The organism is Neisseria perflava (genome assembly GCF_019334725.1).
In the GTDB taxonomy this organism is placed as follows: Bacteria; Pseudomonadota; Gammaproteobacteria; order Burkholderiales; family Neisseriaceae; genus Neisseria; species Neisseria subflava_A.
The window spans coordinates 1-22,653 of record NZ_CP079818.1 but is presented as its reverse complement, the minus strand read 5'-3'; the positions used below and the strand labels follow the sequence as shown (position 1 = coordinate 22,653).

The following is a 22,653-nucleotide window of genomic DNA, read 5'->3' as shown; positions in this document are numbered from 1 at the left end:
CGGCCTCAGCGGCCGCCTAATGCGTTGCGGATTTTTTGGTCGGTTTTGTATTGGCTCAAGGCGTAAACCGACCACATGGCTGCCGGTATCCAGCCAACCAGCGTACATTGCAGAATCAGACAGATGATGCCTGCAATCGGACGGCCGATGGTGAAAAACTGCAACCAAGGCAAGAAAATAGCCAAAATCAGACGCATGTTTTGTCCTTAATGAACAGAAAAAGGAATTTCAGACGGCCTCGAAACTGAAGGCCGTCTGAAAAAACGGATTATTCAATGATGAAAAGCGGCTCGCCGTATTCGACCGGAGTACCGTTTTCAACCAGAATTTCTTTAACGACACCGGATTTCTCGGCTTCGATTTCATTCATCAGCTTCATGGCTTCGATGATACACAAAGTATCGCCGACTTTAACCTGTTGGCCGACTTCGACAAAAGCGGCGGCGTTCGGGCCGGGAGCGCGGTAGAACGTACCGACCATAGGCGATTTTTGTGCGTTGGACAAATCGCGAGCGGCAGGGGCGGCGGCTGGAGCGGCTGCGGCCGGAGCAGCAGCAGGGGCGGCAACCGGAGCGGCTGCGGCAGGGGCCGGAGCAGCATAAACAGGAGCTGCGGCGGCAATGGTACGCGTAATGCGGACTTTTTCTTCGCCTTCGGTAACTTCAATTTCTGCAATGCCTGATTCTTCGACCAAATCAATCAGTTTTTTTAATTTACGCAAATCCATTGCTTTTCCTTCTTTAGCGCGGCATAAAGTGCATATTGGGTATGCGCCGCTGTGGTTTTAGATGATTTCCTGAGACGTCGGAAGGCAGGTTTGCCATCCGGCGTTTAAATAATGTCGGAACAGGGCGGAGCCTGAGAAATGAATCTGGTTATTTTCCCGAACTTGTCGGTAAATGTCCAGTAAAAGATAGAAAAAAGGCGTTTTTCGGCGAAAAAAGAAAGGAACGCTGATTTTCGTTAAAAGGTAATTTTCCCGAGAGCGTTTATTCTAATTTATTGGTTTTTCGACAAAACATGCCGTCTGAAAACCAACTTTGCGCGTATAATGGCGCCTGTTTTTTTAAGTATGCACGACAATGGATATTTCCGATTTTGATTTTGAATTGCCCGAAAAACTGATTGCCCAGCATCCGCCGGAAGTGCGCGGCAGCAGCAGGCTTCTGGTTGCCTTGCCTACATTGCCGATTAAAGACAAACATTTCGGCGATTTACCCGATTATGTCGCACCGGGCGATGTGCTGGTGTTTAACAATACCAAAGTGATGAAGGCGCGCCTGTTCGGCCAAAAAGCCAGCGGCGGCAAAATCGAAGCCCTGATTGAACGGGTATTGGACGCGCATACCGCATTGGCGCATATCCGCTCGTCCAAATCGCCGAAACCGGGTACAGAATTGATTTTTGAAGGCGATATCCGCGCCGTCATGATGGAGCGTGCGGAAGAATTGTTTTGCCTGAAATTTGAAGGCGAGCAAACCGTTTACGAACTTTTGGAGCAAAACGGCCATTTGCCGTTGCCGCCTTATATCGAACGCGCGGCCGACGATGAAGACGACAGCCGCTATCAGACCGTGTACGCCAAATATCAAGGCGCAGTGGCCGCGCCAACGGCGGGTTTGCACTTTACCGATGAGTTGTTGGGCCGTCTGAAAGCCAAAGGCGTAGAAACCGCAGAAGTCACCCTGCACGTCGGCGCCGGCACATTCCAACCCGTGCGTGTCGATAAAATTGAAGAACACAAAATGCACAGCGAGTGGTTTGACGTACCGGCCGAGACCGTTGCCGCCGTTGAAGCCGCCAAAGCGCGCGGCAATAAAGTGTGGGCAGTGGGCACAACCTCCATGCGCGCCTTGGAATCCGCCGCACGCGAAACAGGCCGTCTGAAAGCCGGTCGCGGCGATACCGATATTTTCATTACGCCGGGCTACCGCTTCAATGTTGCCGACCGATTGATTACCAATTTCCACCTGCCCAAATCAACCTTGCTGATGCTCGTCAGCGCGTTTTCGGGCATGGAGCATATCCGCAGCGTTTACCGCCATGCGGTGGAACAGGAATACCGCTTTTTCAGCTATGGCGATGCGATGATTTTGGGAAAAGCGGAATAAAGCGGAAGCAGATTGGAGCGTTTCAAACTGGTTATTTGGGATTGTCCAGCATCCAAATCAGTTGAAACGCTCTATTAAAATATGCGGCTGAAGTAAGTTGCCTAAGGGTCAAATTAATGAATGAGAAAAAAATAGATTTTTTGCTGTATAGCGTACCGGAAAATGTGGACTATACGACGATTCCAGAAGAGCTTGACTTGGAGGATGTGCCGCAAGAGAGGATAGATGGATTAATCGAATTGCTATCCAATGAAAATAAGGTATTGCAATTTGATTCAGCACGCTTGCTTGCTCATTGGGGTATTGATGAAGGCTTTGATACTTTGGTTTTGATGTTTGAGAAAGGGAAGACAGAGGGAATGATTGATCATCGTTTACATGGATATGATGATACAGATCGGCATATCTTGTCTGCTTGTATCAGTTACTGGGCATCTAAAGCAGGTCAGAGTCAGCAAAAAGGTGATGATGCACGCCAGAAAATCTTTCCTTCTATAGCTAGAATTATTCGTAAAGCGTCATCGGCAGATTTTTCTATCAGTGAGTTGTTTTGGCTGGTCACGAAAATGCAGTTTATAGAGTATGTGCCGCTCGTTAAGGAATATCTACAGCATATTATTGACCATCCAAGTAAACGGTATTGGGAAATCCATGATACTGTAAAATCATTATTAGAAATAGAACCGCAATTTGTTCATGATTTACTTGAAAGTAAACACAAAAAGTTATCGGACTTTGGATTATAAAAAGAATATTGTGAATAAATAAAAAAACCAAAAGGCCGTCTGAAAATCGTTTTTCAGACGGCCTTTTATCTTTCCATGCTTAGGCGTCGATGTTTTGTGCCAGCAGGGCGTTGTTTTCAATGAAGGCGCGGCGCGGTTCGACTTCGTCGCCCATCAGGGTGACGAACACTTCGTCGGCGGCGATGGCGTCTTCGATGCGGACTTTCAGGAGACGGCGGACGGTAGGATCCATCGTGGTTTCCCAAAGTTGTTCCGGATTCATCTCGCCCAAGCCTTTGTATCGTTGGATGGACATGCCTTTTTGGGCAACGCTCATCAAGATGTCCAAAGCGCCTTCAAAGCTGTCGATGTCGTACTCGTTGTCACCTTTGTAGAGCTTCGCCCCTTTGCCGACCATGCCTTTGAGTGCGGCGGCGGTTTGGGTAAGGGTTTGGTAGGCTTTGCTGTTGAGGAACTTAGGCTCGAGGTAGCTCACCATCACATTGCCGTGCAGCTTGCGAGTGATTTTGATGAACTGGTGTCCTTCGTGGCCTTCGATACGTTCGAGCGCGACTTCTTTTTCGTCCAAGAGGCCGCTCAATTCGGCAACGGCGCGGTCTGAGCTTTCTGCCGTGCTGAGGTCGACCGGCGAAGCGTGCAGCATGGCATGTAGGACGAGTTCGTCAATGATGCGGCTTTCTTGCTCGATGACGGTTTTGGCCAACAGGAATTGTTTGGCGGTATTGGCAAGCTCTTCGCCTTCGATGGTACGGCCGTCTGAAACGATTTTGGCTTTTTCCAAGGCCAAACCGAGCAGCCATTGGTCTTTTTCCAGTTCGTCTTTGAGATAGCGCTCTTGTTTGCCGTATTTGGCTTTGTACAAAGGCGGCTGGGCGATGTAGATATAGCCGCGTTCGACCAGCTCGGGCATTTGGCGGTAGAAGAAGGTCAGGAGCAGGGTGCGGATGTGCGCACCGTCCACGTCGGCATCGGTCATGATGATGATGCGGTGGTAGCGCAGTTTTTCGGCATTGAATTCTTCTTTGCCGATGCCCGCGCCTAGAGCGGTAATCAGCGTGGCGACTTCTTGGCTGGCCAGCATTTTTTCAAAACGTGCTTTTTCGACGTTCAAAATCTTACCTTTGAGCGGCAAAATCGCTTGGAATTTGCGGTCGCGGCCTTGCATGGCGGAACCGCCTGCAGAGTCGCCCTCGACGAGGTAGAGTTCGGACAGGGCAGGGTCTTTTTCTTGGCAGTCGGCAAGTTTGCCCGGCAGGCCCAAACCGTCCATCACACCTTTGCGGCGGGTAATTTCGCGTGCTTTGCGGGCGGCTTCGCGCGCGCGCGCGGCATCGACGATTTTGCTGGTGATGATTTTGGCTTCGGTCGGGTTTTCTTCAAGGAAGTCGGTCAAGGCTTGGTTGATGACTTCGTTGACAACGGGGCCGATTTCGCTGGAAACCAGTTTGTCTTTAGTTTGCGATGAGAATTTCGGGTCGGGCAGTTTGACGGACAAAACGCAGGTCAGGCCTTCACGCATATCGTCGCCGGCGGTTTCCACTTTGGCTTTTTTGGCCACTTCGTTGGCTTCGATATAGTTGTTGATGGTGCGGGTCATCACTTGGCGCAGTGCGGTCAGATGGGTGCCGCCGTCGCGTTGCGGAATGTTGTTGGTGAAACATTGCACGCTTTCTTGGTAGCTGTCGTTCCATTGCATCGCGCATTCCACGCTCATGCCGTCTTTCTCGCCGAACGCGTAGAAGATTTTTTCGTGCAACGGCGTTTTTTTGCGGTTCATGTATTGCACGAAGCCGGCCACGCCGCCGGAGAGGGCGAAGCTTTCGTGTCTGCCGTCGCGTTCGTCGATCAGTTCAATGTCTACGCCGTTATTGAGGAAGGAAAGTTCGCGGATACGTTTGGCAAGGGTGTCGAAGCTGTATTCGACATTGCCGAAGGTTTCGCTGCTGGCGAGGAAGCGTACGGTTGTACCTTTTTTGTCGGAATCGCCGACAACCTTCAACGGCTCTTCGGCTTCGCCGCGTACGAAGCGGACGAAGTGTTCTTTGCCGTCGCGGTAGATGGTCAGCGTTACCCAGTCGGACAGCGCGTTGACGACGGACACGCCTACACCGTGCAGGCCACCGGAGATTTTGTAGCTGTTGTTGTCGAATTTGCCGCCCGCGTGCAAGACGGTCATGATGACTTCGGCGGCGGAGCGGCCTTCTTTCGGGTGGATGCCGGTCGGCATGCCGCGGCCGTTGTCGGCCACGCTGACGGAGTTGTCGGCATGGATGGTTACGGTGATTTTGTCGCAATGTCCGGCGAGCGCTTCGTCAATGGCGTTGTCGAGCACCTCGAACACCATGTGGTGCAGGCCGCTGCCGTCCTGCGTGTCGCCGATATACATACCGGGGCGTTTGCGTACCGCTTCCAAGCCTTCCAGCACTTGTATGCTGTCGGCGCCGTATTCTTCGTGTTTTTGGTCAGTCATGGTCTTTTCTTGCTGAATTTCAAGGAATTTTTCCGTGCGCGCAATGAAATGTCAAACGGGCGCGGCGGATGTGTTCCGAAAGGTCAAAATAATAGGCAATTATACCTGATTTTGCTGGAATATTCAGCGTTTTAAGTGCAAAAAGGCCGTCTGAAAGATTAAATTTCAGACGGCCTTTGTATCGGAAAACAGGTTTAGCGTTTGACGCCGCTCAATCGCGCCCAGCCTTCTTCGATTTCGGCAGGATCGATGTCAAACCATTGGCTGTAAATGCCGCTGAGTTCTTCGACTTGTTCGTCCAAAAGGCCGGATAAAACAATGCGGCCGCCTTGTTTGGTACGCGCGGCAAGCATTTCGCCGAGCATACGCAACGGGTTTGCCAGAATGTTGGCGACAACGACATCAAATTGGCCTTGCGGCAAGCCGTCCGGCAGGTAGAACTGCGCATCGACGTTGTTTTGCGCGGCATTGTCTTTGCTGGCGCGGATGGCTTGTTCGTCAATATCTACGCCGATGGCCGAGCCTGCGCCGAGTTTGAGGGCGGCAATGGCCAAAATGCCTGAGCCGCAGCCGTAGTCCAATACGCTTTCGCCGCCTTTGAGCTGCGTGTCCAGCCATTTGAGGCAGAGGCGGGTGGTCGGATGGCTGCCTGTGCCGAAGGCAAGGCCCGGGTCGAGTTGCAGGTTGACGGCGTTGCCGTTGGGTGCTTCGTGCCAAGACGGGGTAATCCACAGGCGGTCGGAAATTTGAATCGGGTCGAATTGCGCTTGGGTCAGGCGTACCCAGTCTTGATCTTCAAGGATTTCGCCGGTGTATTTCAAATCGTTCAAACCGCATTCCTGCGCGGCGGCTTCGATAATGGAAGCGGCATCGTCGCTTTCGCCGAAAAGGGCGATGACTTTGCTTTGTTGCCAGATTTGCTCGGTCGGCATGCCCGGCTCGCCGAAAATGGCCTGCTCGTTTTCTGTACCGGCGTAGGCATCTTCAATGGCGGCGGACAATGCGCCGTGTTCCATCAGCGCGTCGGCAAGGCGTTCGGCGACGGCATCGTTGACGTTGATGGTGATTTGTTGATAGGACATGGTGGGGCTTTCTTTGTTAATAAGGCCGTCTGAAAATCGACGTTGTGCTTTCAGACGGCCTTGTAAGGTATGAAACCTGATGATGCAGGTTTATTGGTTTTTCAAACCCAGTACGTCTTGCATATCGTACAGGCCTTTTTTGCCGTTTGCCCAAACTGCGGCGCGTACGGCACCGGCGGCAAAGGTCATGCGGCTGCTGGCTTTGTGGGTGATTTCCACGCGCTCGCCGTCAGTGGCGAAGAGGGCGGTGTGGTCGCCGACGATGTCGCCTGCGCGGATGGTGGCAAAACCGATGGTGGACGGATCGCGCGGGCCAGTGTGGCCTTCGCGGCAGTAAACGGCGCATTCTTTGAGGTCGCGGCCGAGGGCGTTTGCAATGACTTCACCCATGCGCAACGCGGTGCCGCTTGGGGCATCGACTTTGTGGCGGTGGTGGCCTTCGATGATTTCGATGTCGTAGCCTTCGTTTAACACGCGGGCGACGGTGTCGAGGATGTGGAAGGTCAGGTTGACGCCGACGCTGAAGTTGGCTGCGAAGACAACGCCTGTTTTTTCGCCTGCGGCTTGGATGGCGGCTTTGCCTGCGTCGTCAAAACCGGTCGTGCCGATGATGATGTTGACGCCTTTTTCCACGCATTTTTGCAGGTGTTTCAGGGTTGGCTCGGGACGGGTAAAGTCGATGAGGACATCGCTTTGATCCAGTACGGCATCCACGTCGTCTGAAATAGTAACGCCGGTTTTGAGGCCGGAGGCGAAGCCTGCATCCAAACCCAATACTTCCGAACCGGAATGTTCGAGTGCGCCGGAGAGGACGGCATCGGGATGGTTGTTGACTGCTTCAACCAAGACGCGGCCCATGCGACCGTTGACGCCGGCAATGGCGATTTTCAATGCGCTCATGAGGCTTCCTTATTGCGGCTTGGTTTCGGTGGTCGGAACGACGTTTTGTCCGGCTTGAACCGCTTCGATGGATTTTTGAATGGCATCGCCTTCGGCGCGTGCGAGGACGTCGTTTTCAAAGTACAGGGTCAGGTTGCTTTGTTCTTTGATGATGCCGTTGCGGCTGGTGTTGAAAGTGTAATCCCAGCGGTCGGCATGGAAGGCGTCGCGCAGGAGCGGCGTACCGAGCAGCAGTTGGACTTGGTCGCGGGTCATACCTTGGCGCAGGGAAACAACGGCGCGGGGATTGAGCTCGTTACCTTGAATGATTTTGAGTTTGTAGGATGGAAAGTTGGATACGCGCTCGGCACTGCATGAGGCCAGACCTAAAATAGCGGCGATGGCAAGGCATAAGGCTTTATTCACGGGCTTACCTTTCTGTGTCATTTCGGGAAAGATGTTTATCATCGCTTGAATATTTTCAAAAAGCAAACGATAATCATCTTCTTAATTTTTCTTTTCGCCGATTTTCAATTGCAAGACCGGCGGCAGATTGCCGCCCTTTAACGGCCCAATAGTGGGCAAACGGGCGGAAAGTGCGTATTATAACGGTTATTACCTTACAGGGATATTGAATATTATGGAAAAATTCAGCAACATTGCGCAATTGAAAGACAGCGGTTTGAAAGTTACGGGTCCACGTTTGAAAATTTTGGACTTGTTCGAGACTCATGCCGAGGAGCATTTGAGTGCGGAAGATGTGTACCGTATCCTGTTGGAAGAGGGTGTGGAAATCGGCGTGGCGACGATTTACCGTGTGCTGACCCAGTTTGAACAGGCCGGCATTTTGCAACGCCACCATTTTGAAACCGGCAAAGCGGTTTACGAATTGGACAAAGGCGATCACCACGACCACATCGTCTGCGTGAAATGCGGCGAAGTAACCGAATTCCACAATCCGGAAATCGAAGCGCTGCAGGACAAAATCGCCGAAGAAAACGGCTACCGCATCGTCGATCACGCGCTGTATATGTATGGCGTATGCGGCGAATGCCAAACCAAAACCAAACGTTAAGCAGTTTGTATGTTGATTTTTCAGACGGCCTTGGGCATTTTCAGCCTGAGGCCGTCTGAAACTTTATGGGCTTTACGATGAAGATTCCTTTTCTTGCGCCACGGGATTATCGTTTCCCCGACCCGTCTTACGCTTTGGCAGAATGCGACGGCTTGGTCGGCGTCAGCGGCGATTTGGATACGGGGCGGCTGTTGTCGGCGTATGGGCAGGGGATTTTTCCGTGGTTTAGCCGCGATGGTTGGTTTTTCTGGTATGCGGTTGCGCCGCGAGCCGTGATTGTGCCGGAAAGCCTGCATATAGGCCGTTCGCTCGCCAAAACTTTGCGCCACAAGCCGTATCGGGTAACGGTCAACCGCTGTTTTGAAAAAGTAATTGCCCATTGCGCCAATGTGCCGCGTCCAGAACAGGACGGAACGTGGATAGAACCTGCGTTTCAGACGGCCTATTTGAAGCTACACCATCAGGGGCATGCGCATTCGTTTGAATGCTGGCTGCCGGATGAGCAAGGCGAAATGCAGTTGGCAGGCGGGTTTTACGGCGTGCAAATCGGCTGCGTGTTTTATGGCGAATCGATGTTTGCTTTGCGTCCCGATGCGTCAAAGATTGCGTTTGCCTGCGCCGTACCGTTTTTGGAGGATTTGGGCGTTGCGCTGATAGACTGTCAGCAGGATACGGAACATATGCGCCGTTTCGGTTCGCAGTTGATGGATTTCGCCGACTTTCAGACGGCCTTGAAAGATTTGAACGCGAAACCGTTAAAGCGGAATATCGAATGCGGCGTGGTGGCTGAAAATCTTCTGCAAAAGATTGGCGGCGAAGATTGATTTATCGGCACGGTGTGTCGGCAGAATCGACAGTCTGCATATTGTGATTGGGAAACCGGTTGGAAAATAAATACGATTCAACTCTCTTGAACAGGCCGTCTGAAAATCTTGGCTTAACCAAAATCCGGCCGTGTAACGCTCGGCGCTAATCATGTTAATAGCTGACGAAATCGCTTTTACATGGCAAAATAACGAGTTAAATATTTGTAATAGGGCGGCCTGAATAGGTTTCAGACGGCCCTGATCTCTTGAAGGAATCAACATGTCTTTGCAAAACATCATTGAAACGGCTTTTGAAAACCGTGCCGAAATCAATCCGCATACCGTTACCCCCGAAGTGCGTGAAGCGGTTTTGGAAACCATCCGCCAACTCGACTCCGGCAAACTGCGCGTTGCCGAGCGTTTGGGTGTGGGCGAATGGAAAGTCAACGAATGGGCGAAAAAAGCCGTATTGCTGTCTTTCCGCATTCAGGACAATGAAATCCTCAACGACGGTGTGAACAAATACTTCGACAAAGTGCCGACTAAATTTGCCGATTGGTCTGAAGACGAATTCCGCAGCGCAGGCTTCCGCGCAGTTCCGGGTGCGGTTGCCCGCCGTGGCAGCTTTGTGGCGAAAAATGTCGTGTTGATGCCTTCTTATGTCAATATCGGCGCATACGTTGACGAAGGTGCGATGGTCGATACTTGGGCGACTGTCGGTTCTTGCGCGCAAATCGGTAAAAACGTGCACTTGAGCGGCGGTGTCGGTATCGGCGGAGTCCTCGAGCCTCTGCAAGCCAGCCCTACCATTATTGAAGACAACTGCTTTATTGGTGCGCGTTCTGAAATCGTTGAGGGCGTGATTGTCGAAGAAGGCAGCGTGATTTCTATGGGCGTATTCATCGGTCAATCCACAAAAATCTTTGACCGTACTACCGGCGAAATCTATCAAGGCCGCGTACCGGCTGGTTCGGTTGTCGTATCCGGCAGCATGCCTTCCAAAGACGGCAGCCACAGCCTCTACTGCGCAGTTATCGTCAAACGCGTGGACGTGCAAACCCGTGCGAAAACCAGCGTGAATGAATTGTTGCGCGGTATCTAATCGGATAACGATAACGCTGATTGAAGGTGGTATGCTCACTCTATGGTTAGTTTTGAACAAAAAAACAGGCAGAATGTTCTGCCTGTTTTTTTATGGCTTAAAGGCCGTCTGAAACGATTTCAGACGGCCTTTTGTTTTTGATGATGGGTTGTTTTAAGGTCAATTGAGGCAAGGGAAGGGTATTCCCTTTCTGGGACTACGCTTCCGGCCAGTCGGCGCAATAGTATTGCCAATAGATTTCTTCAAAAGGAATCTTGCCGTAATCGCACAACCAAGGTTTGGCGCGTGTGGTGTAGTGGATAACGGGCGGGACAGTGTCGGGTTTGGGGAATACTTCGCCGAGGTTTCGTTTTTGGAAGTATTCGACTGCGCCGGTTTGGAAGTTCCAAGATTCTTCTAGTTGCAGCCAGTTTTTTTGAAATACGGTGTTTAGAAAGCATTGGTCGCCGTAGGGAACGGATTTGTCAATGGTGGTAGCAGTTTGCAGCAGTTGCGCTGCGATATTGTGTTCCCGCCATTGCGCCAGGTCGACCAACAACATACCGGAATTGAAATAGGGCGTAGTGTGCAGGCCGGTCGGGTGATTCCATTCGGTACGGGCAAGAAAGGAGTCTTGTACCGCTGCAACGGGATAACCGCGCATATCGAGGTTGAACAAATCATGCAGGGATTGGGTAACCACCATATCGCTGTCGAGATACAGGGCGCGATCGACAGGCAGATGTTGCATCATCAGACGGAAAAATGCGGCATCCGAAATATGGGGTAGGCGGCGATATTGGCTGAAGTCCATCTCGATTTTGACATCATTCAGACGGCTGCCGCTGGCTGCGAGCTTTTGGTTGGTATAGTCGATCCATTCCCGCCTGAAGGTATTGTGCATGAGGTAGAAATTGACATTTGTGTTGTGAGTACAGATGGATTTCATCAGGGTATGAACTTGCTCGGCATAGCCGGTATCGGCGGCAAGGACGATGGTGATGTTGCTCATTGGTTAAATTCCCTTTATTTGCAATGTCTTAAGTTTTATCAGTCATTTTCTTGGTCTTGCGCGGTCGGTAAGGCTGCATGATCTTCGTTTTCTGACATGGCTTTTTCTAATAAATCGCGTTGCAGCTGTTTACCGGCCTTGATGCCCAATTTGCGTAGTTTTTCGGTGCTGCTGATAAGGTTGCCCCTGCCGGAAACCAAGCGGCCATAGGCCGTCTGAAACTGTGATTGAGCCTGACCGAGCGCTTTATTGATGCCGTCCATGCTTTCGACAAAGCCGACAAATTTGTCATAGAGTTTGCTGCCTGCCTCGGCAATCGCCAGCGCGTTTTGGTTTTGTTGCTCGTTGCGCCAGATGTTGGCAACGGTGCGCAGGGTGGCGAGCAGGGTGCTGGGGCCGGTCAGCATGATGCGTTTGTCGAAACACTCTTGGAAGAGGTTTGGATCGTGTTGCAGGGCGAGGAGATAGGCCGGTTCGACAGGGACGAACATAAAGACGAAGTCCAGCGTTTTGACGCCCTCAAGGTCGGTGTAATCCTTCGCTGCCAAGTTTTTGATGTGGGCGCGGATACTGGCGACGTGGTTGGCAAGCTCGCGTTCTGCTTCTGCGCCGGTGCTTTGCGTATAGCGGACGTAGGCGGTCAGCGATACTTTGGAGTCGATGACGATTTGTTTGTTGTCGGGCAGATTGATGAGGACGTCGGGCTGGAGGCGGCGTTGGGTGCCGTCTGCTTCGTGGCGGACGCTGGAAGCTTGAACGATGTATTCGCGCCCTTTTTGCAGGCCTGAATTTTCCAATACGCTTTCCAAAATCATCTCGCCCCAGTTGCCTTGGGTTTTGTTTTGCGTGCCGGTCAGCGCGGTGGTCAGCGCTTTAGCATCGTGGTGGAGCTGAGTGTTGAGGGTTTGCAGGCGTTTGAGCTCGTTTTCGATGGTCAGGCGTTCTTTGGCTTCTTTTTCATAAGTCTGCTGAACCAGCTCGCTGAAGCCGTGTATGCGTTCGTTGAGCGGATTGAGCAGTTGTTGGAGATGGTCGTGGTTTTGCTCGGTAAAGCGGCGGCTTTTCTCTTCCAAAATAGTGTTGGCGAGGTTTTGGAACTGGTCGCTCAGGTTTTTACGCGCATCTGCCAGCAGGGTCAGCTTTTCTTCGGCAGCCTGACGGTCTTTTTCCGATTGGGTGTTGAGGCGCTCGTTTTGGACTTGAAGCGCGTGGTTTTGCTCCAAAAGGGCGGCGTATTCTTGTTTCAGACGGCCTTTTTCAGCTTCCTGTTGCTGTAAAAGGCTGTTTTTGTCGTCGATATTGGCTTTTTCTTGCGCCAGTTGTGTGGAGAGGCGTTCGTTTTGGACTTGCAGCGCATGGTTTTGCTCCAACAGCGTGTCGTAGTCTTGTTTCAGACGGCCTTTTTCCGTTTCTTGTTGTTGCAAAAGCGTATTTTTATCCGCACTCAATGCCTGTTCTTGAATCAGCTGAGTGTTTAGGCGTTCGTTGTTGATTTGCAGGTTTTGCGCGCTTTGCTGCCATTTTGCACATTCGTGTTTTAAAGCTTCGGCTTCGGCCTCGCAATCTTGCAGATAGGCAATCTGTTTTTCGGCTGCGGCAAAGCGGTTGCCCGTCTCCTGCAATTCGTCTTGCAATTCCTGCACGGTATGGCGGCTTTGCGCCAAGTCCGCCGCAGTTTGAGCCTGCACCTGTTCGGCAAACTCATGCAGGCGGCGGCTTTCGGCCAATTCTTGCAAAACAATAAAGTGTCGGCTTTGGGCTTGGTAGCGTGTTATCAGCCAAGCAAACAGCGCGCCGATAAAAAATGCGGCCGCGCCGGTCAGAATTAGGGTGTTGTTCATGCTGGAAATAGTCAATACGCAGAATGTTTCACTATATCATATATTTGCAGCGCATTTTATGGTCGGATATGCGCTAGAAGCGTGTGTTTTCTTTAAAGGAAGCTATCAAAGGTATTGGTTTTGACTAAGTGAAGATTTGGACTGTGAAAAAGATAGATTTATAACATTTTGAATTTAAAAATATATTTAATTTAGAGTGCAATTTTGCAACAAAAAAGGAGGGATTTTATGGGCGCAGAAAGATACGTTTGTAGTGCGTATGTAATTAAGACATCGGTGTCATTGAGAAAGACATCGGTGTCATTTTCAAAACAAAATATAAATTAACTAAAAGCTTTGTTATGTATGTTTTTAGTATTTTATCTTTACGAAAAAATTGTATTAATTAACGATTAACACGGTATGATTCGTCCTGTCGGCAGCGCGGATGCCGGCGAAAAAATGTGTATGTTGTTAAATAACATTTTGTATCTATGAAAAAGGACTACTTAAAATGGGATATTTAATAACGCTTGCCACCGCTTCTTTAATCGGCATGTCGGTATACCGGCCTCCGCCCTCGGCGTCGCCTACAATATCGAAACGGTAGTACACAAATAATTCAATCATAAACGAATTAATTACAATACTTCAGAAAACGCAACTTAGGCCGTTTTTCGGCCGACAGACAAGAAAGTGAGACAAACAATGAAAACTTTAATCAAACTGGCAGCTGCCTCTTTAATCGGTATGTCCGGCCTGACCGTCGGTGCAACCAATATCGCCCACAATATGGCTGATGCCGATAAATAAAAAATACACAACACACCCTTAAATACACAGAAAAGAGTTAAAATGAAAACATTAATCAAATTGGCTGCGGCTTCTTTGATCGGTATGTCCGGTTTGACAGTTGGCGCAACCAAAATCGCAAAAAATATGGCAGAAGCTGCCAATAAATAAACGCAAGTGAAATTAAGCTTGTTTTGGTGATAAAAAAGGCCGTCTGAACATTCAGACGGCCTTTGTATTTGATGGCAAACCGTTTTATTTGCCGATACAGAAGCGCGAGAAAATCACGCCCAGCAAATCGTCGGCGGTAAATTCTCCGGTGATTTCGCTGCACGCGTTTTGGGCGAGGCGCAGGTGTTCGGCGAAAAGCTCGATTTGGTCGTTGTTGCAGAGGGCGGCGTTTTCCAGCTCGGCTTCGGCTTCGTGCAAGGCGTTGAGGTGGCGGCTGCGGGCGAGGAACAGGCTTTCGCTTTCTCCCTGCCAACCAACTTCCTGCAATAGGGCGTGTTTGAGCAAATCGAGACCAGCGCCGGTTTTGGCAGACAGGCTGATAACGCTTTCCGCGCCGGTTTGCGCAAGGCCGTCTGAACGGACGGCGACAGGTTCGCCGGTCAGGTCGGCTTTGTTGTGGATTTCGATTTTTTTCAAACCTTCGGGCAGGCTGTTCAAAATGGCTTGGGTTTTGGCGTTCACACCTTCGCGCGGGTCAATCAGGATCAGGGCGACATCGGCTTCGGAGACGGCTTTGCGGCTGCGCTCGATGCCGATTTGTTCGACCACGTCGTCGGTTTCGCGCAGGCCGGCGGTGTCGATGATGTGGACGGGCACGCCGTCGAGGGTAATTTGTTCGCGCACGGTGTCGCGGGTGGTGCCGGCGATGTCGGTTACGATGGCGATGTCGTCGCCAGCCAAGGCGTTGAGCAGGCTGGATTTGCCGACGTTGGGTGCGCCGACGAGGACAACGTTCATGCCTTCGCGCAAAATCGCGCCTTGTTCCGCGCTGGCGAGCACGGTTTTCAGACGACCTTGCAGGGCTTGGAGCTTGCCGCGCGCATCGGCGGCTTCGAGAAAGTCGATGTCTTCTTCGGGGAAGTCCAGCGTGGCTTCAACCAGCATCCGCAGGGTAATAAGGTCGTCCACCAGCTCGTGTATGTGTTGGGAAAACGCGCCTTTGAGCGAACGCAACGCCATGCGTGCAGCGGACTTGCTGGAGGCATCGATGAGGTCGGCGACGCTTTCGGCTTGGGCAAGGTCGAGTTTGTTGTTGAGGAAGGCACGTTTGGTAAATTCGCCCGGCTCCGCCATGTGCGCACCCAGTTCGAGGCAGCGCGAGAGCAACATGTCCATCACGACGGGGCCACCGTGTCCCTGCAACTCAATCACGTCTTCGCCGGTAAAGCTGGCTGGCGCGGCGAAGTAGAGCAGGATGCCGTTGTCTATCGGCTGTCCGTCGCCGCCGAAAAAGTCGGTGTAAAGCGCGGTGCGCGGCTTGGGCGTTTTGCCGCCGCTGAGGGTTTGCGCCAAAGGCAACAGGTTTTTGCCGGAAAGGCGGATAACGCCGACTCCACCGCGTCCGGGTGCGGTGGCGATGGCGGCGATGGTGGGTTGGGTTACGGACATGAGAACTCGCGTATAGGTAAATTTAATGTGCGTATTATAGCAAAAGGCCGTCTGAAACTTTGGGTTTTGGGGTTTCAGACGACCTTTTTAGCAGATTGGCAATGTGGGCGGACTACTTAAACGGTTCAGGTATTTTTAATTTCCAAATCATCCGGTAGTAAGTCGTGTACGGAACAGTTTAAAGCAGAAGACAGTTGATATAGTTTATCAACCGTTATGTTGACCTCCCCCCTTTCTATTCTACCCATATAGCTTCTGTCTATATCGGCAAGTAAGGCTAAGCTTTCTTGGTTGATATTGGACTGTTTGCGGATTTCTCGGATTTTTATACCTATCAAAACACTGATTTTACTCATGAGATTTGTCTTCACAAATCTCAAAATATCCAATTTTGACGCCTATTTATCCACGGATTATAATCCGTATTTTTGGAAAATACCTAATGTGGAGAATGTTAAATGACAAGTTATATTGAAAGCTCTTTAGGGCGAGGTGAACGTATTGTTTATAAAGCGCAAGTATCGTGGTTTTCCCAATTCTGGAGGATTTTTTTCGGTATCCTGCTGTTGATGTGGGTAATCGGTATCGTATTTATAGTGTTCGCGGTATTGAATGTAATGACAACCGAGCTTGCTTTAACTAACAAAAGGGTTATCGCTAAGTTTGGCTTTATCCGCCGGCAAACAATTGAGATAAATATCAACCGTATCGAAAGTATTTCGGTAAATCAAGGTTTTTGGGGCAGGATTTTCAATTATGGCTCCGTAGTGGTCAGAGGGACGGGCGGCAGTCATGCTCCGATTCCTTATATCGCACGACCAATGGAGTTCCGTCAACAATTCAATGATTTTATAGATAACGAAATTGGTGGTGGCTCGAAAAATCAAATTGAATTAAAACCGCCTGCCGTTTGAGGTGGGTGGAAACGGTGGTTTTTGTTTTATATAGCCCAATTACTTTATTTTCGATACGCAATACCTATTGCCGTCATTTCCGCGCAGGTGGGACTGACGAGGTTGGAAGCCTTGAAATATCGGAAGTTAGTTATGTTTGCTATAGCAAAATTGTAATTAAATATTTATTTCTATCAATCCGAATATGAAAAGGCCGTCTGAAACTTTGGGTTTCAGACGGCCTTTAAATTAAGATGATTAAACGGCGGCGACAGTAAAGCGTTCAAACAAATGCGCTTTGTTTTCCGCATCGTCGGCGATGGCGACTGCCAAATCGGCCACGCTGATGCCTGCCGGAATTTCACCGTCCATCAGCAAATCGTCTTTGCCCAAGCGGTATTTGCCGGTTTTGTCTTCGCTGAAACCGCCGTCCGCGCCCAGTCGTGCCGGAGGGGAAACGAAAGACCAGTTCACATCGCGGCGCGGCAGGAGTTCTGCCAAGAGATGGCGTGCGGCATTGGCGCCGTCGAAAATTTCTTTCGGGAAGTCGGGCGTATCGATAACTTGCAAACCGGGTGCCACATACAGGCTGCCTGCGCCGCCGACAATCAAGAGATACGGCACTTGCGCCGCTTTTGCCGCTTCGACGATGTTGTTTGCGCCGCGTGTAAAATCCGCGCCGATGTTGGGATTGGTCCAGCCGGGATTGAACGCGCTGACCACGGCGTCAAAGCCTGCCAGCTTGTCGGCGAAGTCCGCCGCGTTAACATCTGCGGAGACAGCGGCAACATTTTGCGCTTGGAACACTTTGTCTGCATTGCGGGCGAAAGCGGTTACTTCATGACCGCGGCCTGCCAGTTCTTGCACGACTGCGTTGCCGACATAACCTGTTGCACCGATGACTGCGATTTTCATATTTGACTCCTTGTGGGGATGTGATTGATTAGATGAGTGCATTGTAAGGCCGTCTGAAACGCTTGATAATCCCTGTTTTGCTGTTATGATTGTGAAGTTGAACTACATAATCAGTCGAAATGCAAGACATCAAACCCCTGCTCGTTTTCGCCGCCGTCCTCGAACACGGCAGCATGAACGCCGCCGCTGTCGCGCTGGGCATGACGCCGTCGGCGGTCAGCCAGCACATCAACCGCCTCGAAACCCTGCACGGCATCAAGCTGTTAAACCGCAGCACGCGCAGTCTTGCGCCGACCGATGCCGGCCGTGCCTTGGGCGAATACTGCCGCCGCCTCGCCGCTACCTTGTCCGATACGCGCACCGTTATCGACAATCTGAAAACCGAACCCGTCGGTGAATTGCGGATTTCCCTGACTTCTACAGTTATTGAATCCCGCGCTTTTCAGACGGCCTTTTCGCGATTGCAAACCGAGTTCCCAAAAATCCGTCCCGTCCTTAATTTCAGCGATACTTTGGACGACCTGCAACACAATCAGACCGACATCGCCATACGCGGCGGCGACCGGGCTTTGGATGATCCCAACTTGGTTGCGCGCCATCTCGTAACTTGGCCGTACATCATTTGCGCCGCTCCTGATTATCTCGACCGGCATCCGCCCATTACCCATCCCGCGCAGCTTCATGCGTACCGCTGGCTGCATTTTTTACCTGTCCGCACGACCTTGCAAAATGGTGAAGAAAACTATTTTCTCGATATTGCCGACAGCATTGCCTGTACGCATCTTGCCGCCGTGTGCAGCCTGACCGAAAGCGGTTTCGGGTTGTCGTTGCAAGTGGGCGGCGAAGTTCGGGAGAAAATTGCCCAAGGCCGTCTGAAAAGCGTTTTACCCGAATGGACATTGCCGCCGGTCAGCCTTTATTTGGTCACACCTTATCGTGTGCAGTCTGCCAAAACCGAAGCCACCGTGCGCATTTTTACCGAGAGTTTTGCCAAGGAAGGGGATTTATGAACGCGGAAAATTGGTGTGTTTATCTGATTTTGTGCGAAAACGGCGCGTTTTATTGCGGCATCAGCAACCGTCCGCAAGAGCGGTTTGCGGCGCACTTGTCAGGAAAAGGCGCAAAATACACGCGTTTGAACAAGCCTGTCGAGATGCACATCGTTTCAGACGGCCTGACTAAAAGTGAGGCGCTGAAACGGGAAATCGGGATTAAGAAATTGACGGCGGAGCAGAAGCGGGGATTGTGGACTGAAGCTGAAACCTTGGCAAAAGGCTAATGGCATTGGATTAAATCGTAGTCGGAATATGAAAAACTCTATAAACAAGTAAGCCCGCCGGTGTCTTTTGCATGGCCAAGCGGCAAATGTTTATTAACATGATTCAAACAGGCCGTCTGAAACCTGATTGGGGTTCAGACGGCCTTTTTAGGATAAGAGGCGGTTTAATGCTTATGGTATTATCTGGAAAGCTTGTAAAAAGTTGAATTCTAAAAGAAACTTTGAAAATAAAATGAGTAACTGTTTGAACAATAAAATGAAAGTTATCGCGCTTCATGACAAATGGGGTGAATTTCTATCCGAGTAGAGAGGTGGTGTCAATATGTTTTTCAGTTTTTGCGACAAAATCTGATTTATACCAATATTTATTATAGTGTAGGTCGAAAGTATTAGTTTCTGTGTTAGAATTTTTGAGCTGTTTATATAAAACAGTGATTTAAATAAAATTAAGGAAAGACAGAACATGAACAAATTACTGATTGCCGCAATGATGATGGCTGGTTTGACAGCTTGTTCCCAAGAGGCTAAACAGGAGACACAAGAGGCTGCTCAAGCCGTTGCATCTGAAGTGAAAAACGAAGCCGCTTCTGCTGCCGATACGACTGCATCTGCCGCTCAAGAAGCTGCCGATAAGGTTGAAGCCGCTGCCAGCAAAGCAGAGGAAGCTGCCAAGCCTGAAGAAGCCGCCAAGCCCGAAGAGAAAGCCGAAGCACCTGCCGCTGAAGCCAAGCCTGCCGAATCCGCCAAAGTGGACGGCAAAGCTGTTTTTGAAGCGAACTGTAAAGCGTGCCACGGCGGCTTGATTCCCGGCGCTCCGGCTGTAGGCAAAAAAGAAGACTGGGCGCCTCGCATTAAACAAGGCAAAGACACCTTGCACAAACACGCCCTCGAAGGCTTCAATTCCATGCCTGCCAAAGGCGGCAACGGCAGCTTAAGCGACGACGAAGTGAAAGCCGCAGTTGACTACATGGCCAACGAATCCGGCGCTAAATTCTAAATCATGCAGATTGAAACGCACCTTGTTACAAGGTGCGTTTTTTATGGGCAGGCGGATGAAAGTTGAAATAGGGCCGATAAACAGGCAAAGGCCGTCTGAAACATTTTATTTTGAAGCACAATCGGCTAAAATCAGGCGAATGATTTTATGCAGGAGCAAACCATGAGCAATCAACACGACAACGTAGATGCCGGCGAAATCGCCAAGTTCAGCCAAATCGCCGACAAATGGTGGGATAAAAACGGCGAATTCAAGCCCCTGCATGACATCAACCCCTTACGCCTCGACTATATCGACGGCTATGCCGGATTGGCAGGCAAACGCGTGCTGGATGTAGGCTGTGGCGGCGGTATTTTGTCGGAGAGCATGGCCAAACGCGGCGCAGAACACGTTACCGGCATCGATATGGCGGAAAAATCCCTGCAAACCGCCGCTGCCCATGCGGCCAGCCAACACGTTGCCAATATTGATTACCGCTGCATCCGCGTCGAAGACCTCGCTGCCGAAGAGCCGCACAGCTTTGACGTGGTAACGTGTATGGAAATGATGGAACACGTTCCCGATCCGTCTGCCATCGTTCAAGCCTGCGCGAAACTGGTCAAACCCGACGGCATGGTGTTTTTCTCCACCATCAACCGCAATCCCAAATCTTATCTGCATCTGATTGTCGGCGCAGAATATCTGTTGAAATTCGTCCCCAAAGGCACGCACGACTGGAAAAAATTCATCACGCCGGCAGAACTCGCGCGCATGTGCCGCCAAGCCGGATTGGATACCGTCGGCAGCAAGGGCATGACCTATAATTTGTTGAGCGGCCGTTATTCCTTGTGCGACTCGACCGAGGTTAACTATATGGTGACCTGTCGTCCGGCGTAAGGTTACACGGATAAAGCACACGGGCTAGCCCGATATTTGAAACGGTATGTCGAAAGCAACTTGATTCAAATATCGGTAAGGCAAATCAGGCCGTCTGAAAAGAAAAAAGGCATGTTCGATACATGCCTTTTTTGTATGTGCAGAGAGGTTGTCGCCCTTATTCCGTCCAAGACGAATACGGATGTTTGCTCAGATACGCATTGGTGAATTTCCCGTCTGACGTGATTTCCTGACCCAGCCAAGACGGTTTGGGGAACTCGGTATCTTCAGACGGCAATTCAATTTCCGCCACAATCAATGGTGCATTGTCGCCGAAATATTCATCGATTTCATATACAAAGCCTTCAAATTCGACCCGATAGCGGTATTTTTCCATTTTAAACGGGCACATGTCCGCCATCATTGCTTGCGCGTGAGCCAACGGGATTTCGTATTCAAACTCGCTGCGCGTCATGTCGGAAATATAGCCTTTCAGGGTCAGCCATGCTTGCGAACCGATAATCCGCACGCGGATGGTGCGCTCTTTTTCCACGCTCAAATAGCCCTGTTGCAACACCAGCGGCTCGCTTGCCGCTTCGCGCCAACTGTCATCCGCCAGCAAAAAGCGGCGTTCGATTTCGACCGTCATGAATTCTTTCCTTATTTACCAAACAGGCCGTCTGAAGATTAAAACGGCTTGAAAACCACCATATAAAGCGCGGCCACCATCATCAATACGGGGAGTTCGTTGAATACCCGATACCAGCGGTGCGAATACACATTGCTACCGTTTTGAAAACGGCGCAGCAGCAGACCGCAATAAAGCTGGTAAGCCAAGAGCAGCAGGCCGCACAATAATTTAACCGCCAGCCAGCCGTTGCCCCACCAATTATTTACAAACCCGATGGCCGCGCCAAATATCAGCGTTCCCCAGCCCAAAGGCGACATAAAAGCGGTACAGCCTGCGCGACATATCCGTCAGCCGTACATATTCCACGCTACCAGGCTCTAATTGCGCCAGATTCACATAAATCCGCGGCAGATAAAACAGTCCGGCAAACCAAGAAATCACAAAAAATATGTGTAACAGCTTAAACCACAAATACATTTCAGACGGCCCCAAAACCTAAAACCATTATTTTATCCGCAATACGGCCCGAGCCAAAATAAAATAGTCAAAACAATCTGATTTAGTTCGCCACAACAATGTGTTGCAGGCGCGATTTTACCCAAAAACCAAATTGTAAATTTCGCAACAATATGCAAGTTGATATATGCACAATGCAAAAAACTTGTTAAAATCCTATGCTATTTAATTATAAAAACATTATGGACGGAAAACATGAAACAATTTGAAATCAGCAACAGCGTCAGGAAGAGCTTAGCAACTACCTGAATACGCACAATCTAAGCCTCAAAGCCGCCATGGATAATGAAACAACCAATGGTGAAGTCGCCGCCATCGTTCATGCAGGATTGCCGGCGATGATTCGGAAAATCTATTCTTTGGAAAAAATGAAAACCTTTTTCTGGACGAAAAAAGATTTGATGATGGAATTTATCAATATGCGCTTGGATGCCGGTGATAAAAAGGGCAAAAACTAATTTTAGCGATGGGTAGGGGGAGATAGAAGTTTGAAATCTGGACTTCTGTTTTCTCGAAAATCTTGTTAGGGACAGGGTGTACTTATTGTTCCTAATAAGTTTTGACAACCGAAAGGCCGTCTGAAATTCAAATGATAGGGCATGGGAACATGCCCTGTTTTTATGGGCGGCTTGTCCGCATTGGGAAAATATTGAGCTTGGCAATCGTTGCGGCGTTCTGCGCTGAGTGGTTTTATCGGCTGAATTTTTTTATTATTTGTTTTGCTGAACATATTGAATGGATTATAAAAAGGCCGTCTGAAACATTTCAGACGGCCTTTGGTGTTGAATCAGCAATTAAAACGGCGGATTTTCAAATCAAGCTGCGTTGTCGAAACCGCTGTGGCGGAGCAGGGCATCCAGGCTTGGTTCGCGGCCGCGGAAGGCTTTGAAGGATTCGGCTGCACTGCGCGAACCGCCGACGGCCAGTATTTCTTTCCAGAAGCGGCGGCCGGTTTCGGCCACATCGTCGCTTTCTTCAAACGCTGCGTAAGCGTCTGCACTCAAAACTTCCGCCCATGCGTAGCTGTAATAGCCTGCGGAGTAGCCGCCGGCGAAGATGTGGCTGAAGCTCAA

General features: G+C 50.4%; 22 protein-coding genes and 3 pseudogenes. 11 read left to right on the top strand and 14 right to left on the bottom strand.

From position 1 onward, the window contains the following. Positions 1-5 precede the first annotated feature (5 nt). Positions 6-197 carry a YqaE/Pmp3 family membrane protein gene (locus tag LPB400_RS00125; RefSeq protein WP_003684175.1) on the bottom strand — a complete coding sequence of 64 codons (192 nt, stop codon included), beginning with the start codon at positions 195-197 and terminating at the stop codon, positions 6-8. A gap of 71 nt (positions 198-268) precedes the next feature. Continuing rightward, positions 269-727: an acetyl-CoA carboxylase biotin carboxyl carrier protein gene (accB, locus tag LPB400_RS00120; RefSeq protein ID WP_219089006.1), complete on the bottom strand. Its 459-nt coding sequence runs from the start codon at positions 725-727 to the stop codon at positions 269-271. 355 nt (positions 728-1,082) lie between these two features. Between accB and queA the strand changes: the two genes are divergently transcribed. Next, complete coding sequence (queA, locus tag LPB400_RS00115; protein WP_219089003.1) at positions 1,083-2,111, top strand: tRNA preQ1(34) S-adenosylmethionine ribosyltransferase-isomerase QueA; 1,029 nt, start codon at positions 1,083-1,085, stop codon at positions 2,109-2,111. Positions 2,112-2,227: 116 nt separating this feature from the next. After that, positions 2,228-2,857 (top strand): hypothetical protein, encoded by a 630-nt coding sequence (locus tag LPB400_RS00110; RefSeq protein WP_219089001.1) that lies wholly within the window; start codon positions 2,228-2,230, stop codon positions 2,855-2,857. A 79-nt stretch (positions 2,858-2,936) separates the two neighbouring features. Here LPB400_RS00110 and gyrB read toward each other — a convergent pair whose 3' ends face one another. The 4 genes from gyrB to LPB400_RS00090 all read right to left on the bottom strand — a co-directional run bounded on the left by gyrB (position 2,937) and on the right by LPB400_RS00090 (position 7,714). Further along, positions 2,937-5,327, bottom strand: coding sequence for a DNA topoisomerase (ATP-hydrolyzing) subunit B (gene gyrB / locus LPB400_RS00105; RefSeq protein WP_219088999.1), 2,391 nt, complete (start codon positions 5,325-5,327; stop codon positions 2,937-2,939). A gap of 194 nt (positions 5,328-5,521) precedes the next feature. Next, a complete protein-coding gene (prmA, locus tag LPB400_RS00100) occupies positions 5,522-6,409 on the bottom strand; it encodes a 50S ribosomal protein L11 methyltransferase (protein ID WP_070460534.1) in 888 nt (295 codons plus the stop codon). 90 nt (positions 6,410-6,499) lie between these two features. Beyond that, positions 6,500-7,309 carry a 4-hydroxy-tetrahydrodipicolinate reductase gene (gene dapB, locus LPB400_RS00095; protein ID WP_070460532.1) on the bottom strand — a complete coding sequence of 270 codons (810 nt, stop codon included), beginning with the start codon at positions 7,307-7,309 and terminating at the stop codon, positions 6,500-6,502. 9 nt (positions 7,310-7,318) lie between these two features. After that, positions 7,319-7,714 (bottom strand): outer membrane protein assembly factor BamE, encoded by a 396-nt coding sequence (locus LPB400_RS00090; RefSeq protein WP_003682810.1) that lies wholly within the window; start codon positions 7,712-7,714, stop codon positions 7,319-7,321. A 151-nt stretch (positions 7,715-7,865) separates the two neighbouring features. Between LPB400_RS00090 and fur the strand changes: the two genes are divergently transcribed. The 3 genes from fur (at position 7,866) to dapD (ending at position 10,271) form a co-directional block, all read left to right on the top strand. After that, positions 7,866-8,363 (top strand): ferric iron uptake transcriptional regulator, encoded by a 498-nt coding sequence (gene fur, locus LPB400_RS00085; RefSeq protein WP_003682812.1) that lies wholly within the window; start codon positions 7,866-7,868, stop codon positions 8,361-8,363. A 77-nt stretch (positions 8,364-8,440) separates the two neighbouring features. Then, complete coding sequence (gene aat / locus LPB400_RS00080; protein WP_070460638.1) at positions 8,441-9,187, top strand: leucyl/phenylalanyl-tRNA--protein transferase; 747 nt, start codon at positions 8,441-8,443, stop codon at positions 9,185-9,187. Positions 9,188-9,449: 262 nt separating this feature from the next. Further along, on the top strand, positions 9,450-10,271 hold the full coding sequence (gene dapD / locus LPB400_RS00075) for a 2,3,4,5-tetrahydropyridine-2,6-dicarboxylate N-succinyltransferase (protein ID WP_107792234.1): 822 nt from the start codon (positions 9,450-9,452) through the stop codon (positions 10,269-10,271). A 196-nt stretch (positions 10,272-10,467) separates the two neighbouring features. Here the strand turns inward: dapD and LPB400_RS00070 are convergent, their stop codons facing one another. The 4 genes from LPB400_RS00070 to LPB400_RS00055 all read right to left on the bottom strand — a co-directional run bounded on the left by LPB400_RS00070 (position 10,468) and on the right by LPB400_RS00055 (position 15,850). After that, complete coding sequence (locus LPB400_RS00070) at positions 10,468-11,262, bottom strand: glycosyltransferase family 8 protein (RefSeq protein WP_107792233.1); 795 nt, start codon at positions 11,260-11,262, stop codon at positions 10,468-10,470. Between the two features lie 38 nt (positions 11,263-11,300). Then, entirely contained in the window at positions 11,301-13,103 is a 1,803-nt protein-coding gene (gene rmuC / locus LPB400_RS00065) for a DNA recombination protein RmuC (RefSeq protein ID WP_219088997.1), read from the bottom strand. Positions 13,104-14,129: 1,026 nt separating this feature from the next. After that, positions 14,130-15,494: a tRNA uridine-5-carboxymethylaminomethyl(34) synthesis GTPase MnmE gene (gene mnmE / locus LPB400_RS00060; protein ID WP_219088995.1), complete on the bottom strand. Its 1,365-nt coding sequence runs from the start codon at positions 15,492-15,494 to the stop codon at positions 14,130-14,132. A 125-nt stretch (positions 15,495-15,619) separates the two neighbouring features. Then, positions 15,620-15,850: a helix-turn-helix domain-containing protein gene (locus LPB400_RS00055; protein WP_049344313.1), complete on the bottom strand. Its 231-nt coding sequence runs from the start codon at positions 15,848-15,850 to the stop codon at positions 15,620-15,622. Positions 15,851-15,952: 102 nt separating this feature from the next. On the opposite strand from LPB400_RS00055, the gene LPB400_RS00050 reads away from it, so the two are divergent. Continuing rightward, positions 15,953-16,408, top strand: a complete 456-nt coding sequence (locus LPB400_RS00050; protein WP_107769106.1) for a PH domain-containing protein — start codon at positions 15,953-15,955, stop codon at positions 16,406-16,408. 237 nt (positions 16,409-16,645) lie between these two features. Here the strand turns inward: LPB400_RS00050 and LPB400_RS00045 are convergent, their stop codons facing one another. After that, positions 16,646-17,302, bottom strand: a complete 657-nt coding sequence (locus LPB400_RS00045) for an NAD(P)-dependent oxidoreductase (RefSeq protein ID WP_219088993.1) — start codon at positions 17,300-17,302, stop codon at positions 16,646-16,648. Between the two features lie 119 nt (positions 17,303-17,421). Between LPB400_RS00045 and LPB400_RS00040 the strand changes: the two genes are divergently transcribed. From LPB400_RS00040 to ubiG, 4 genes are all read left to right on the top strand, one after another. Further along, the gene (locus LPB400_RS00040) at positions 17,422-18,312 is read left to right on the top strand and encodes a LysR family transcriptional regulator (protein WP_049347858.1); all 891 of its coding nucleotides are present in this window, start codon (positions 17,422-17,424) and stop codon (positions 18,310-18,312) included. Beyond that, positions 18,309-18,581 carry a GIY-YIG nuclease family protein gene (locus tag LPB400_RS00035; protein WP_049347860.1) on the top strand — a complete coding sequence of 91 codons (273 nt, stop codon included), beginning with the start codon at positions 18,309-18,311 and terminating at the stop codon, positions 18,579-18,581. Before LPB400_RS00040 ends, LPB400_RS00035 begins: the two co-directional genes overlap by 4 nt. A 463-nt stretch (positions 18,582-19,044) precedes the next feature. Further along, positions 19,045-19,578, top strand: coding sequence for a c-type cytochrome (locus LPB400_RS00030; RefSeq protein WP_049347861.1), 534 nt, complete (start codon positions 19,045-19,047; stop codon positions 19,576-19,578). A gap of 162 nt (positions 19,579-19,740) precedes the next feature. Continuing rightward, on the top strand, positions 19,741-20,454 hold the full coding sequence (gene ubiG, locus LPB400_RS00025) for a bifunctional 2-polyprenyl-6-hydroxyphenol methylase/3-demethylubiquinol 3-O-methyltransferase UbiG (RefSeq protein WP_219088991.1): 714 nt from the start codon (positions 19,741-19,743) through the stop codon (positions 20,452-20,454). A gap of 157 nt (positions 20,455-20,611) precedes the next feature. Here ubiG and LPB400_RS00020 read toward each other — a convergent pair whose 3' ends face one another. Both LPB400_RS00020 and LPB400_RS00015 read right to left on the bottom strand, forming a co-directional pair. Beyond that, a complete protein-coding gene (locus LPB400_RS00020) occupies positions 20,612-21,082 on the bottom strand; it encodes a CYTH domain-containing protein (RefSeq protein ID WP_049328324.1) in 471 nt (156 codons plus the stop codon). A gap of 38 nt (positions 21,083-21,120) precedes the next feature. Continuing rightward, positions 21,121-21,541 (bottom strand): annotated as a pseudogene (locus LPB400_RS00015) (CopD family protein). A 234-nt stretch (positions 21,542-21,775) separates the two neighbouring features. On the opposite strand from LPB400_RS00015, the pseudogene LPB400_RS00010 reads away from it, so the two are divergent. After that, a pseudogene (locus tag LPB400_RS00010) lies at positions 21,776-22,038 on the top strand (hypothetical protein). 357 nt (positions 22,039-22,395) lie between these two features. Here LPB400_RS00010 and LPB400_RS00005 read toward each other — a convergent pair. Then, positions 22,396-22,650 (bottom strand): annotated as a pseudogene (locus LPB400_RS00005) (M3 family metallopeptidase); the annotation flags it as partial. Between the last annotated feature and the right edge of the window lie 3 nt (positions 22,651-22,653).